The 14,394-nt window shown below is 52.9% G+C and carries 14 protein-coding genes; 12 read left to right on the forward strand and 2 right to left on the reverse strand.

Annotation, left to right across the window (positions count from 1 at the left end; genetic code table 11):
- From ABYP33_RS00830 to coq7, 12 genes are all read left to right on the forward strand, one after another.
- Positions 1 to 1,112 (forward strand): protein-disulfide reductase DsbD family protein (locus ABYP33_RS00830; RefSeq protein WP_373087194.1); only part of this gene is annotated, 1,112 nt, incomplete at its 5' end.
- A 182-nt stretch (positions 1,113 to 1,294) separates the two neighbouring features.
- Complete coding sequence (aroQ, locus tag ABYP33_RS00835; RefSeq protein ID WP_373087197.1) at positions 1,295 to 1,735, forward strand: type II 3-dehydroquinate dehydratase; 441 nt, start codon at positions 1,295 to 1,297, stop codon at positions 1,733 to 1,735.
- Between the two features lie 39 nt (positions 1,736 to 1,774).
- Entirely contained in the window at positions 1,775 to 2,224 is a 450-nt protein-coding gene (gene accB / locus ABYP33_RS00840) for an acetyl-CoA carboxylase biotin carboxyl carrier protein (RefSeq protein WP_373087200.1), read from the forward strand.
- Positions 2,225 to 2,271: 47 nt separating this feature from the next.
- A complete protein-coding gene (gene accC, locus ABYP33_RS00845; RefSeq protein ID WP_373087204.1) occupies positions 2,272 to 3,612 on the forward strand; it encodes an acetyl-CoA carboxylase biotin carboxylase subunit in 1,341 nt (446 codons plus the stop codon).
- Positions 3,613 to 3,698: 86 nt separating this feature from the next.
- Complete coding sequence (gene prmA / locus ABYP33_RS00850) at positions 3,699 to 4,583, forward strand: 50S ribosomal protein L11 methyltransferase (RefSeq protein WP_373087207.1); 885 nt, start codon at positions 3,699 to 3,701, stop codon at positions 4,581 to 4,583.
- Between the two features lie 22 nt (positions 4,584 to 4,605).
- Positions 4,606 to 5,409, forward strand: coding sequence for a zinc-ribbon and DUF3426 domain-containing protein (locus ABYP33_RS00855; protein ID WP_373087210.1), 804 nt, complete (start codon positions 4,606 to 4,608; stop codon positions 5,407 to 5,409).
- 130 nt (positions 5,410 to 5,539) lie between these two features.
- Complete coding sequence (gene dusB, locus ABYP33_RS00860) at positions 5,540 to 6,535, forward strand: tRNA dihydrouridine synthase DusB (protein WP_373087212.1); 996 nt, start codon at positions 5,540 to 5,542, stop codon at positions 6,533 to 6,535.
- The gene (gene fis / locus ABYP33_RS00865; protein ID WP_373087215.1) at positions 6,532 to 6,840 is read left to right on the forward strand and encodes a DNA-binding transcriptional regulator Fis; all 309 of its coding nucleotides are present in this window, start codon (positions 6,532 to 6,534) and stop codon (positions 6,838 to 6,840) included. The genes dusB and fis overlap by 4 nt, the downstream gene beginning before the upstream one ends.
- A 60-nt stretch (positions 6,841 to 6,900) precedes the next feature.
- Entirely contained in the window at positions 6,901 to 8,481 is a 1,581-nt protein-coding gene (purH, locus tag ABYP33_RS00870; protein WP_373087218.1) for a bifunctional phosphoribosylaminoimidazolecarboxamide formyltransferase/IMP cyclohydrolase, read from the forward strand.
- Between the two features lie 168 nt (positions 8,482 to 8,649).
- Positions 8,650 to 9,927, forward strand: a complete 1,278-nt coding sequence (gene purD / locus ABYP33_RS00875) for a phosphoribosylamine--glycine ligase (protein ID WP_373087221.1) — start codon at positions 8,650 to 8,652, stop codon at positions 9,925 to 9,927.
- The gene (locus ABYP33_RS00880; RefSeq protein ID WP_373087225.1) at positions 9,878 to 12,715 is read left to right on the forward strand and encodes a response regulator; all 2,838 of its coding nucleotides are present in this window, start codon (positions 9,878 to 9,880) and stop codon (positions 12,713 to 12,715) included. Before purD ends, ABYP33_RS00880 begins: the two co-directional genes overlap by 50 nt.
- A gap of 35 nt (positions 12,716 to 12,750) precedes the next feature.
- Positions 12,751 to 13,392, forward strand: coding sequence for a 2-polyprenyl-3-methyl-6-methoxy-1,4-benzoquinone monooxygenase (coq7, locus tag ABYP33_RS00885; RefSeq protein WP_373087228.1), 642 nt, complete (start codon positions 12,751 to 12,753; stop codon positions 13,390 to 13,392).
- Positions 13,393 to 13,460: 68 nt separating this feature from the next.
- On the opposite strand, the gene ABYP33_RS00890 is transcribed toward coq7, so the two are convergent.
- Together ABYP33_RS00890 and ABYP33_RS00895 are read right to left on the reverse strand one after the other, a co-directional pair.
- Positions 13,461 to 13,868 (reverse strand): VOC family protein, encoded by a 408-nt coding sequence (locus ABYP33_RS00890; RefSeq protein WP_373087231.1) that lies wholly within the window; start codon positions 13,866 to 13,868, stop codon positions 13,461 to 13,463.
- 2 nt (positions 13,869 to 13,870) lie between these two features.
- Entirely contained in the window at positions 13,871 to 14,293 is a 423-nt protein-coding gene (locus tag ABYP33_RS00895; RefSeq protein WP_373087234.1) for an OsmC family protein, read from the reverse strand.
- Between the last annotated feature and the right edge of the window lie 101 nt (positions 14,294 to 14,394).

Genomic DNA, 14,394 nt, shown 5'->3' on the forward strand with positions numbered 1-14,394 from the left:
CCTGCGTTTTCCCAGTTTTGGGTCTCAAGGTGCTGAGCTTCGCCAATGCCCGCAGCGGTAGCCCCGCCAGTCACGGTGTCGCGTACAGCGCTGGCGTAGTGTTGAGCTTTGTTGCGGTGGCCGGCGTATTAATCGCGCTGCAACAAGCTGGGCAAGCCATCGGCTGGGGCTTTCAACTGCAAACACCGTGGTTTGTCGCCCTACTCGCCAGCCTATTCTTTGTGCTGTCGTTGAACTTACTCGGCGTGTTTGAGATTGGCGGCAGCTGGATGAATATAGGTGGCGACCTTAGCCGGCAATCGGGTTATAGCGGCAGTTTTTTCACTGGTGTGCTCGCCACCGTGGTCGCCAGCCCCTGCACAGCGCCTTTTATGGGCACGGCCGTGGGCTTTGCCGCCAGCCAAACACCCGCCATTTCACTACTGGTGTTTGGCTTTATCGGTATCGGTATGGCCCTCCCTGTATTGTTGTTAACACTATTCCCCGCTGGCTTGCGTCGCCTTCCCACACCGGGGCAATGGATGATCACACTCCGCCAGCTACTCGCCTTCCCCCTGCTCGCCACCGCCGTGTGGTTAAGCTGGGTGGTTGGTCGGCAAACTGGCGCAAACGGCATGGCACTTATTTTATCGGCCTGGCTGCTAATTGGTTTTGGCCTCTGGCTCTACAATCAAGGCCCGACAACCAAAATACTGGCCATGATCTCTTATGTTGCCGCACTAAGCCTTATGCTGATTGGTCTCAACAAGCCGATTGAGAATAACGCTAATGTGACAGGGTTTGATAGCAGCCAAATTCAACGCCTGCGCCAAAGCGGCCAAAATGTGTTTTTAGATGTTACCGCCGACTGGTGCATAACCTGCGCCGCCAATGAAGCGCTGGTGTTACGCACCGATACGATTCGCGCCGCCTTTATTCTTCACAATGTTCACTATGTCACAGCCGATTGGACGCGCTACGACCCTGCCATCACCCAGCTGCTCGCCGATTATCAGCGCAACGGCATTCCACTCTACATATATTTCCCAGCCGATCTCACTGCCAGCCCCACCGTCTTGCCGCAGGTCTTAAGCAAATCGATGCTCCTTAGCTTGTTAGAGGAGTCAACGTAGGACGATACCGGCTGCCCGCAGTGTTAGCACCGAAAACACTGGGAAGCACAAAATTCCGGTCATCTTCTGCAAACTTGCGGCTAACTGCACGCTATCTTAAAAAATTCACGGGATGCGTTGGACTCATAAAACCAAATAAGGCACAATCTGCGCACAACCTGAATTAAGCAATATAGTGACCTATGGCATCGATACTCGTACTTCACGGTCCCAATCTCAATCTCCTTGGCAGTCGCGAACCAGGCGTTTACGGTAGCGCCACACTTGCCGACATTGACACTAGGTTACAGCTATCCGCCAAGACGGCCGGGCATCATTTGCAATCAATGCAAAGCAATGCCGAATACGAGTTAATTGATCGCATTCACTTGGCGCGCCCTGAAGGCATCAACTTTATTATTATCAATCCCGCAGCCTTTACTCATACCAGTATTGCCCTGCGCGATGCCCTGCTGGCGGTAGACATCCCCTTTATTGAAGTGCACTTGTCCAATGTGCACGCGCGGGACAGTTTTCGTCATCACTCTTATTTTTCAGATATTGCCCAAGGGGTCATCTGCGGCCTGGGCGCTGCGGGTTATGAATACGCCTTGCAAGCAGCTATAAGCCAGTTAAGCGAATAACAAAACCAATCATTTCACTCACATTTAAAGAGAGCTTCTATGGATATTAGAAAAGTAAAAAAGCTAATTGAGTTACTCGAAGAATCGAATATCGACGAGTTAGAGATAAAGGAGGGCGAAGAGTCAGTGCGCATCAGCCGCAATAGCGCCGCCAAAGGCATGGTGGCTCCACAGTATATGCAACAGCCCATGCAATACGCGCCACAGCCAGCAGCCCCGGCACCAGCCGCTCCAGCTGAAGCGCAAGGTCCCAGCGGTCATTTAATCAAGTCGCCCATGGTCGGTACGTTCTACCGCTCACCGTCACCGTCTTCACCCGCCTTTGTTGAAATTGGCCAGCACGTCAAAGCTGGCGATGTCATCTGCATCGTTGAAGCCATGAAAATGATGAACCAAATTGAAGCAGACAAGTCCGGCGTAATCGAGGCCATTTTGGTTGACGACGCTGAACCCGTGGAATTTGACCAGCCCTTGATCACCATTGTGTAACACCGGCATAACTACGATCAAAGCACCAAAAGAGGGATTGATTCCAAATGCTTAAAAAAGTCGTCATTGCCAACCGTGGTGAAATTGCCCTGCGGATTTTGCGCGCCTGCAAAGAATTGGGTATTAAAACGGTAGCAGTACACTCAGCCGCCGACCGCGACCTGATGCATGTCCGTCTAGCCGACGAGGCCGTGTGTATTGGCCCCGCGCCATCGCCCGCGAGCTACCTGAATATTCCAGCTATCATCAGCGCGGCAGAAGTCACCGACGCCGTCGCCATTCACCCCGGCTACGGCTTCCTCGCCGAAAACGCTGACTTCGCTGAACAAGTTGAAAAAAGTGGGTTTATCTTTATTGGTCCCACACCCGACCTTATTCGCATGATGGGCGACAAGGTCTCTGCGATAAAAGCCATGAAAAAAGCTGGCGTACCGACGGTACCTGGCTCCGATGGCCCCATCACCGATGATAATGAACACACATTAAAAGTAGCCAAGCGTATCGGCTACCCCGTCATTATTAAGGCGGCTGCTGGCGGTGGTGGCCGCGGTATGCGAGTAGTTCACAGCGAGGCGGCACTGCTCAACGCCGTTTATGTCACGCAGTCTGAAGCCAGCGCTGCCTTTGGCGACGGCACGGTATATATCGAGAAATTTCTCGAAAACCCCCGCCACGTCGAGATCCAGGTTTTGGCAGACGGCCAAGGAAGCGCTATTCACCTAGGCGACCGCGACTGCTCTTTGCAGCGTCGTCACCAAAAGGTATTGGAAGAAGCGCCAGCACCGGGCATTCCCGACGAGATTCGCGCCCAAGTCGCCAAGTCTTGTGTTGATGCCTGTATTGCCATTAATTACCGTGGCGCTGGCACCTTCGAATTCCTCTACGAAAACGGCGAATTCTTCTTTATTGAGATGAATACCCGTATTCAGGTTGAACACCCTGTCAGTGAAATGGTCACCGGTGTCGACCTTATCCAGCAGCAGCTGTTAATTGCTGGCGGTGAGAAACTGTCCATCACTCAGGACGACATCAAAGTCAAAGGCCACGCCTTTGAGTGCCGGATAAATGCCGAAGACCCTAAAACCTTTATGCCCTGCCCCGGCTTGATTAAGCATTACCATGCGCCGGGCGGCCTAGGCGTACGGGTCGACTCGCACCTTTACAGCGGCTATACCGTTCCCCCTCATTATGACTCGATGATCGCCAAAATCATCACCTGGGGAGACAATCGCGAAATCGCCCTCAACCGCATGCGCAATGCATTGGATGAGCTGGTGGTAGACGGTATTCGCACCAATACCGACTTACATCGGGATCTGGTTCGCGATGCAGCTTTCCGCGAAGGTGGCGTAAGTATTCACTACCTAGAAAAGAAGCTTAAACTGTAAAATAGTTTAAGCTGCATACTTAAAGGGGCTTCGGCCCCTTTTTTACATTCTGCCAACATCATTATATTTCAGAAAGAGTTAGCCCTATGACATGGTTACAACTACGCCTAGACACCAACCCAGCCTCTGCACCCGCGCTAGAAGATGCCCTGCTGGAAATAGGCGCCGCAGCAGTGACCATGGAAGACAACGCCGATCAACCCGTGTACGAGCCGGGCGTGGGTGAAACCCCCATGTGGCAACAAACTCGGGTAACCGGTTTATTCACCGCCGACACCGATATGGATGCCGTTCTCGTCGCCTTAGAAGCCCAATTAGGCGAAGCGCTGCCACCCCACCGCAGTGAAATACTGGAAGACCGCGACTGGGTTCGGGAGTGGATGGACAGCTACCACCCCATTCAATGCGGCGAGCGCCTGTGGATCTGCCCAAGCTGGCGGGAGCCAGTGGACCCCAGCGCGGTGAATCTATTACTCGACCCCGGACTCGCCTTTGGCACCGGCACCCACCCCACCACGTGGCTTTGCATGCAGTGGCTAGATCAGCAAAATCTCGACGGCTTAACCGTTATCGACTACGGCTGCGGCTCAGGCATTTTAGGAATTGCAGCGCTGCTACTCGGCGCAAAAAGAGTCATTGCCATCGATAACGACCCGCAGGCACTGCTCGCAACCCGCGACAATGCTCAGCGCAATAATATCGACCACGACCGTATCGACTGTCTGCTCCCAGAGCAAATACCCAGCGATTTGCATGGCGACGTGATGGTTGCCAATATCCTCGCAGGCCCGCTAATCTCACTAGCCCCCAACTTAGCGGCAGCGCTAAGTCCCGAAGCGCCGATTTGTCTATCGGGTATTCTCAATAGCCAGGCCCAAGAATTGCTGACTTGCTACCGACAGTGGTTTAATGCACTAGAACTGATTGCCAAGGACGAATGGGTCCGCATCAACGGCAAGAAAAAACCCTAAACTACTTAAGCACATTGAACTCATGTCTACCGAACACCATACACCGACTGACGTAGCCGAAAGCGTGTCATGCCCCCAATGCATGACACGCTTTCGGCTCAAGCCCCAGCAACTGAATGCCGCTGGCGGTTTATTGCGTTGCGGCGTGTGCATGAGCATTTTCAATGCGACAACGGCAAACACGCCAAAAGCGCATTTATCCACCGCCGCGCCACAACAAGCCGCGCTCGAGTCTGCCAAGACGAGCCACGCTGAAGGTGACGCGGCCGCCGACTCCCCCCTAGACCTTATTGCCGGTTTAAGCACCCTAAACCATGACTTTGAACACCATCGCCAGCGTCACCAGCCCCGACGCTGGCCTTGGATAATGGCGAATTTCGTCGCCCTACTGGCACTGGCCGGGCAAGTTGCGCTCTGGCAAAAGGACGCTGTATTCGCCAGCCCCGCTGGTGACTATTTACAGCAGCTATGCCCACTGCACCCGCTACTGTGCGAGAACAAAGCGCCCGAAGCACGCCAACTGGGCGACGTAGTGAGTACCCACCTTCTGGTTCGCAAACACCCTAGTGTCGCCAACGCACTTATAGTCGATACTATTTTATTAAATCGCAGTGCCGAACCAGGCCCCTTCCCAGCCCTGAAGCTGCACTTCAGCGACATAAATGGCCAAACCCTTGCCAGCAGAGTGTTTCAACCCCGCGAGTACCTCGCCGGAGAACTTAACGCGCTATCAAATCTTGCCAGCCAGCAGCCGGTGCACATTGCGCTAGAAATCGTTGACCCAGGCTCCAATGCCGTGAACTACCAGTTACAACTGCTGCCGTAAAGCCCCATTTGTGCACTTCTTTCACACTCAGAGTTGGTTATTTTCTGAGCGCAAGTCTTCCGGTAAAGTCCGCAAGCGAGTATCATAGCTGCCCTGTTTTCCCACTGTTAAGCACCCTTTTTTTTCAGGCATGGCGATGATCCAGATTGGTCCTCACAAGCTTCCTGCTCGCGCTGTATTGGCGCCGATGGCGGGGATTACTGACCTGCCATTCCGCAGATTGTGTCGGGAATTTGGCGCAGGTTTAACTGTGTCGGAAATGGTGATTAGCAACACGCAGCTCTGGCATACGCGCAAAAGTCATTTACGCCTAGCTCACGACGACAATACGCCCCGCGCGGTGCAAATTGCCGGTGCAGAGCCTGCGATGATGGCAGAAGCCGCAAGAAGCTGTATGGAAATGGGCGCCGATATCATTGATATCAATATGGGCTGTCCAGCGAAAAAAGTGTGTAAGCGCGCCGCCGGTTCCGCTTTATTAAAGGAACCTGAGCTAGTTGAGCAAATACTCAAAGCAGTCATTGCTGCAGTAGATATTCCAGTGACATTAAAAATTCGCACTGGGTGGTCACCGGACCAACGCAATGGCCTCGCCATTGCGAAACTTGCGCAAGATTGCGGCATTAGCTCACTGGCAGTGCATGGTCGTACTCGACAATGCCGATATCTGGGAATGGCCGAGTACGATACGATTGCCGCGATTAAGCAGGCGGTTAGCATCCCCGTATTCGCCAATGGTGATATCACCAGTGCCGAGCACGCTAAATATGTACTGGATTACACCGGCGCCGACGGCGTAATGATCGGCCGTGGCGCGCAGGGTAAACCATGGTTATTCCGTGAAATAGCCAGCTATTTGAGCACCGGCATTCTGGCTCCGGCCGCGACCACGGCAGAAATACAAGCAATTATGCTGAGTCATCTCAGCGCGCTACACCATTTTTATGGAGAACAGAACGGCCTGCGAATCGCGCGTAAACATTGCGCATGGTATTTGCAGGAGCACGACGCCAACACTGGCTTTCGCAGTGAATTCAATCGCCTTGAATCTGCCAGTGCACAACTAGATGCTGTACATCGCTACTTTGAACAGCACGGCCAAACTCTACAGGACGCAGCAGCATGAACTTAACCAGCACAGACACCGCAGTGATGACTGAGGTCAGCGCCAACCAAACGCCGTCGGCAGACGATATTAGCAAGGCAAAAACCTTGCGTGACAGTGTCGCCATCGCCCTCAACAACTACCTGACCAATCTTGACGGTCAGGACGTTTGCGATGTTTACAATATGGTTTTATCGGAGGTAGAAGCGCCACTACTCGAAGAAGTCATGCGCTACACCCGCAACAACCAAACCCGCGCATCGCAAATGCTGGGATTGAATCGCGGCACCTTGCGCAAAAAGCTCAAACAATATGATCTCTTGTAATTGGCTGCTCTGAACACCAATTTCAGCACACTTTTTAAACCTTAAGGTAACACTCTCTGCATGACTACTGACAATCAGGCCCGTCCCGTAAAGCGCGCACTCATCAGCGTTTCCGACAAATCCGGCATTGTTGAATTCGCTCGCGAACTCAGCAAACTTGGTGTTGAATTACTCTCTACTGGCGGCACGTTTGCCCTGCTTAAGCAGAATGACATCGCAGTGACCGAAGTATCCGATTACACGGGTTTCCCCGAAATGATGGATGGCCGCGTTAAGACCTTGCACCCCAAGGTACACGGCGGCATTCTCGGTCGTCGCGGCATTGATGACGGCATTATGGTCGAGCACGGCATTGAGGCAATCGACATGGTTATTGTCAACCTCTACCCCTTTGAAGCCACCGTTGCCAAACCCGGTTGCACCATGGAAGACGCAGTAGAAAACATTGATATCGGCGGCCCGACCATGGTTCGCGCTGCGGCTAAAAATCACCGTGACGTGGCCATTGTCGTTAATGCAACAGACTATCAAGTTATCTTAGATGAGCTGCAGGCCAATGACGGCTGCACCCACCTCGACACCCGCTTTGACTTAGCCATTAAAGCCTATGAACACACCGCCGCTTACGACGGTATGATCGCCAATTACTTTGGTCGGCTGGCGCCCAGTGGCACTGAAAAATTCCCGCGCACCTTTAATAGCCAGTTTATTAAAGCCCAGGACATGCGCTACGGCGAAAATCCCCATCAGGATTCTGCATTTTACGTTGAACGCCACCCTAGCGAAGCCTCTGTTGCCACCGCAACGCAGCTGCAAGGCAAAGCCCTGTCATACAACAATATTGCTGACACCGACGCCGCGCTGGAATGTGTTAAGTCCTTTGTGAAACCGGCCTGCGTTATTGTTAAACACGCCAACCCCTGCGGTGTCGCGGTCTCGCTAAACGGTATCGGCGAAGCTTATGACCTGGCGTTTGCCACTGATCCCGAGTCGGCCTTTGGCGGTATTATCGCCTTTAATCGCGAACTCGACGCCGCCACTGCCAAGGCCATTTGCGACCGCCAGTTTGTTGAAGTCATTATTGCACCTACCGTTAGCGAAGAAGCTGCGACCATCATCGCAGAGAAGAAAAATCTGCGCCTGCTAAGCTGTGGCCAGTGGGACAAGAGCAACCCCACCTTCGACTACAAGCGCGTTAATGGCGGCCTGCTAGTACAAGACCGCGATCTCGGTATGATTACCGCCGCCGACCTTAAGATTGTGACCAAGCGCCAGCCCGAGCCCAGCGAAATAGACGATATGATCTTCGCTTGGAAGGTTGCTAAGTTCGTGAAATCCAATGCCATAGTCTACGCCAAAAATCGTCAGACCATCGGCGTCGGCGCTGGCCAAATGAGCCGTATCAACTCGGCCCGCATCGCAGCAATCAAAGCCGAGCACGCCGGCTTACAAGTGGCCGGCGCAGTCATGGCCTCCGACGCCTTCTTCCCCTTCCGGGACGGTTTGGATAACGCGGGCGCTGCCGGTATTAAATGCGTGATCCAGCCTGGCGGCTCAATTCGCGACGAAGAAGTGATCGCCGCTGCCGACGAATACGGCATTGCGATGGCGTTTACCGGTATGCGCCACTTCCGGCACTAATCGCGCTAGATGCTCGAACGGAAGATTTTAGACGGGAGACGCCAAAGACGCCCCTGCCCCCATTCAATTTTACAATCAATTATAGAAATAAAGGAGTATGAACGCAGATAGTAGAAGAGAGACCTTTCCTTGCGCCTCCCATCCCCCATCAAGCGTTCACCCAAACATATGAATGTACTCATCATTGGCAACGGCGGCCGCGAACACGCGCTAGCGTGGAAGGTTGCTCAATCAGCACAAGTTGAAACCGTATTTGTGGCCCCCGGCAATGCCGGCACGGCTTTAGACACCAATATTGAAAATGTGGCCATTGCTATTAACGACTTTGCCGCACTAGCCGACTTTGCCGAGAACAATCAGGTCGGCCTCACCATCGTCGGCCCTGAGGCCCCCTTAGTTGAAGGCGTTGTTGATTTTTTCCAAGCTCGCAACCTACCTTGCTTTGGCCCCACCAAGGGCGCCGCGCAACTTGAAGGCTCCAAAGCCTTCACCAAAGACTTTCTCGCTCGTCACCAAATCCCCACCGGCAGCTACCAAAACTTTACCGAACTCGAACCCGCACTGGCGTATTTGCGTGAACAGGGTGCGCCGATTGTGGTTAAAGCCGATGGTCTCGCCGCCGGCAAAGGCGTAATCGTTGCCGCAACCCTCGCCCAGGCTGAAGCTGCAGTGCGCGACATGCTGTCTGGCAATGCCTTTGGCGACGCCGGTTGCCGCGTGGTTATTGAAGAGTTTCTCGAAGGCGAAGAAGCCAGCTTTATCGTGATGGTCGACGGCGAAAACATTCTCGCCATGGCTACCAGCCAAGACCACAAACGGGTTGGCGACGGCGACACCGGCCCCAACACCGGCGGTATGGGCGCTTATTCCCCCGCACCAGTGGTTACGCCGGAAATTCACCAACGAGTAATGAATGAGGTTATCATTCCCACCGTACGCGGTATGGCTAGCGAAGGTAATCGCTACACTGGATTTTTATATGCTGGGCTAATGATTAACGCCCAGGGCGAAGCTAAAGTAATTGAATACAATTGCCGCTTCGGTGACCCCGAAACCCAGCCCATTATGCTTAGGTTAAAATCAGACTTAGCGGCGCTTTGCTTAGCGGCGATTGCTGGCAAACTCGACACCGTAACTGCTGACTGGGACGCGCGCCCCGCCGTCGGCGTGGTCTTGGCTGCGGGCGGCTACCCCAGCGATTACGCTAAGGGCGAGGTCATTACCGGCATTCCCGCAGAAACGGACTGTAGCAAGGTATTTCATGCTGGCACACGCCTAACCAACGGCAAGCTAGTCACCAACGGCGGCCGCGTACTTTGCGCCACTGCCATGGCCAGTAGCGTTGCCGATGCCCAGCAGCTTGCCTACGCAGCAGCGAAACAGATAAAGTGGCGGGATGCCTTCTATCGCAACGACATCGCCTACCGCGCCATCGACCGTAAATAAGTCTCGGTCGTACCGCCGCCTGCGCCGCTGTCTGGGCTTGCTTTTGCTGTGCATTAGCACTCCCAGCTTAGCTGCGCCAGTGCTCGTCCTCGATTCAAGTCAAAACAATACAAATCTCGCGGACTACACCGATGTTCTGATGGACCCCAACGCGCGCTATCGTATCGACGCGATCCAACAACCAGAATTAAACACCCAATTTAGGCCTAGCGGCATTGCTGACTTCCAGCTTTCAAGCGCCACTGGTCGCCTCTGGTTCCGCTTCACGCTGCGCAATACCAGCAACGAAACCCAGCAACAGTTGTTGCAGATTCAACCAAGTGACGCCAACCATATTGAAGTGTATCGCGAGGGGGAAATCGTCGCGCCGGTTCCCACAAGCAAATTAATTCGCAGCGAGGCCCTATTTGCCATCCCCGTTGCGGCAAATAGCCAAAGTACATTTTACCTGCGTATCGAATCCCCGATTGCACGACGCATCGCTATTGAATTACACAGCTATGCGAGCTTCCTTGGCCAGGTAAGTAAACGTGAATTTACTAATGCCGCTTTCTACGGCATGTTAGTTTTACTGCTGCTATTTAATCTTGTCAGTGCATTTTTGTACAAAGACCGGCTTTTTATCTACCAAGCCCTGAATTGCGGACTCATCATTGTCTGTCAATTACTCGCATGGGGTTATATTGGCGAGGCTCAAGGACTAATTCCGCCGTGGCGGGGTGCAAGCTTAATCACTGCCTTACTGGCGATCTGCACCCTAGAACTACTCTACGCGCAAAGCTTTCCGGTATTTCCGGTGAATCGCGCTCAGCACTGGCCAGCGATTATCCGGACAGCGATACTAATAAACACCTTAGCCATCGCCATTGGTTTAATCAGCGACGGGCGCAGCGCCACGATCCTTGTACACACACTCATACCCGCCAATGTTTTACTCTTATTTATCATGTCGCTGCACTGCTACTTAGTGAGTTACAGCCGTTTGATTATTTATTATTTAACTACCCGTGCAGTCGTCATTTTACTTTACTCAGTAGCCCTTCTTAGCTACTTTCTAAACCTCAGCGATATCCCCTTAATCAACACCGCGATGATAGCGCTGGCAACGAGTGCCGCTATTAGTCAAACGTGCCTATTGTTTACTCGCCACCATCTACGCCAACGTAAACAAGCGCAAGACGATCAACACATTGCCGTCCTCGGTGAAGTGAATCGCGCCAAAACCGATATATTAGCCCGCATTACCCACGATATTCGCACCCCGCTAAGCGCCATGATCGGCGTAACAGAATTGCTCCACGACACGCGCTTAACCGCTAGCCAAGAAGACTATATCAGCACGTTACAGCGCTCTAGCCACGAACTGCTGCAGTTGCTTGACGAGGCCAGTCAGGCAGTACGCTTTAGCGAAAGTGACGTTGAACTCAGCAATCAACTGATCAACTTACCCGAAATCATCGACGAGTCCCTTGCCGGATTCCGCAATATTGCCGCTGAACAAGCCATCGAATTAATTTGTGATATTGACAGTGAAGTCAGGGAACAACTGATCGGCGACCCATCCCGAATTCGGCAATTATTATCCCACGTGATGAACAGTGCATTTGAACATTTTGAATCAGGCTATATTTTACTGAAAGTCTACCCGTCAGAGACCAAGGCCGGACTGACATATTTTGACCTAAGCCATCGCGGCAAGGCCTTTAGCACCCAAGAGAAACAAGCCCTAAGCCGCTCAATTAGCAATGATAGCAGTATCACCAATGCACGATTTGCCATCGCCACCCAGCTCATTAGCTTAATGCGAGGCCAAGTCAATGTCCGCACCTCACCAAACGGTGCTCATATTCTGAGCTTTTCCCTGCTGCTTGGCGTTCCTAAAATTTCGGAGCAAGGCAGCACTGCAGGCACCGAGCTTCTCCAAGGTAAACGCCTGCTCGTTGTGGACAGCAACCAAACCTTTTGCAAGGTAGTCAGTAAGCAATGCAGCACTTGGGGTATGCAAGTGCTCACAGCAAACAGTGATAATGCCGCCGTAGCGATAGCGCGCAATCAGCTACTACTCAATGCGCCGATAGACATTCTATTAATCGACCAAGCGCTCCCAGGGGGCGGTTTAAAGCTAGCTCAGCGAATATGCGATGACAGTCAAGCCGAAAATCAACAGCCCATCAGCCTGATGCTCGCCCACGCCAACATCAACTTTGATCGCGACGAATTACAAAACGCCGGTATTCGGCGCGTGCTGAGTAAACCGTTGAGCAGCGTCGCACTGCGCAGCGCGCTATTAGCGGAATGCCATTTCGACGCAAGTATTAATCATCGCTCGCCAGATCAATACAGCACTGACGCACTGAACTTATCATCACTCAAATGCCTTATTGCCGAAGACAATCCAACCAACGCCCAAGTGCTAACGCGCATGCTGAGCAGCTTAGGCATTGACGTACACCACGTTGGAAATGGGCAACAAGCATTGAACTCATTTATTCGTGGTCGTTTCGATTTTGTGATTATGGATATTGAAATGCCAATCATGGACGGCGCTGAAGCAACGCGGCAAATTCGTCTCTTCGAAGGCGAAGAAGGCCGCGAGCGCACCCCAATTTTTGGGCTAACCGCCAATACCCTAGACGAACAGCGCGACAGCTATTTGCGAGCAGGAATGGATTTACACTTAGTCAAACCCATTCGCTTGTGGGAACTCGCCGAAGCAATCAAACGCTGGACTGGCTACCAACACACCAAAACAACCGTGAGCACGCCACAGACACCGGCACCGCAATAGCAAAAGTGGCGTATAATGTCTGACGGAGGATCAAAATGACTCGCGAATATTCCCTACTCGACCGCGCTATAATGAGCGCTGAGCGCAGCTTAAAAACATTGGTGAGAGGCAGCGCGACGGCCAAACGCAGCAATCCCAGCCACGCCCTCAATACTCACCAAGGCGAAGAACAACAGCGCCGCCACGCCTCTGGGCTCATGCGTGTAAACCACACCGGAGAAGTCTGCGCTCAGGCCCTTTACCAAGGCCAGGCGCTCACCGCAAAAAATGCGGCCGTCAAAACCGCCATGGAACAAGCAGCCGATGAAGAAATTGACCACTTAGCATGGTGTGAACAACGCCTGCAAGAACTCGGCAGTCACACCAGCCACCTCAACCCGCTCTTTTATATGGCTTCGTTTGCTATCGGCGCCGGCGCTGGCGCAATCAGCGACCGCATCAGTCTCGGCTTTGTCGCCGCCACGGAAGAGCAAGTCTGCGCACACCTGCGGGAACACCTTAATACCTTACCCGAAGACGACCTAAAATCTCGCGCCATCATCACCCAAATGTTAGAAGACGAAGCAGCCCATGCCACAATGGCAATTGACGCGGGCGGACACGTGTTCCCCGCACCAGTGAAAAAGGCAATGAGTTTAATGGCGAAGGTGATGACGGGGAGTACCTATTACGTTTAAAGGCTGCGCGACGCGTTACGGGAGACGGTAAACGCTTAAAAGTACGCCCACATTTTATGCGTCTCCCGTCACGCATACCTGGCACTTATCGGCGGATGATAAATCATCTGCACCAAATTCCCATCGGGATCGAGGCAGTAAAAACTACGGGCGCCGTCGCGATGAGTGCGAGGCTCGGCCTTGATGGCAACGCCATTCTCGAGCAAAAAAGCATGCCAGGCATCGACGTCGTCTATACGGTCAATGACAAAGCCTAAATGATCTAAGCGCTGCCCCGCGACAGGGCGCTCCCCGCCCTGATAGCGATGCAGTGCGAGGTTGTCGCAGCCAGAGCACAAATAAATATTATCGGGGTCCGGCTGCCACTCAACCGCCATTCCTAATAGCTCGGTATAAAAATGCAGGGTTTCATCAAAGTTCGCTACAAACAGCGCAAGATGACGCAAGCCTGCATGGGCATTAGGCCGATTTAACATAGCTATTCCTCGCCAGCAATCTCGTAACTGTGACTCACATCTACACCCGCCGCTTCCATCATAATTGAAGCTGAGCAGTATTTTTCAGCTGAGAGCTCGACCGCGCGTTTAACATGAGTCTCTTTGAGGCCTTTGCCGCTCACCACAAAATGCAGATGAATTTTGGTAAACACCGCTGGTACAGCGTCGGCACGTTCAGCAGCTAGCTCGCAGCGACAATCCAATACGTCTTGTCGCGACTTTTTAAGCATACTCATTACGTCAAAGGAGGCGCAACCGCCCATACCAAGTAACAGCATCTCCATCGGGCGAACACCCATATTGCGACCGCCGTGATCTTCCGGGCCATCCATGACGACCGAATGGCCACTACCCGATTCAGCCAAAAACATAGCACCATCAACCCACTTCACTGTTGCTTTCATTCCGCCCTCTTTGCGACTTGTATAAATTAGCCTAAGCTTACCACAGCCCCTAGTATTCAGGCTCGCCATCAACACCAAAGCAGGTCATACTTAGACCCGAA

This window comes from Zhongshania sp. (assembly GCF_041584495.1).
Classification (GTDB): Bacteria; Pseudomonadota; Gammaproteobacteria; order Pseudomonadales; family Spongiibacteraceae; genus Spongiibacter.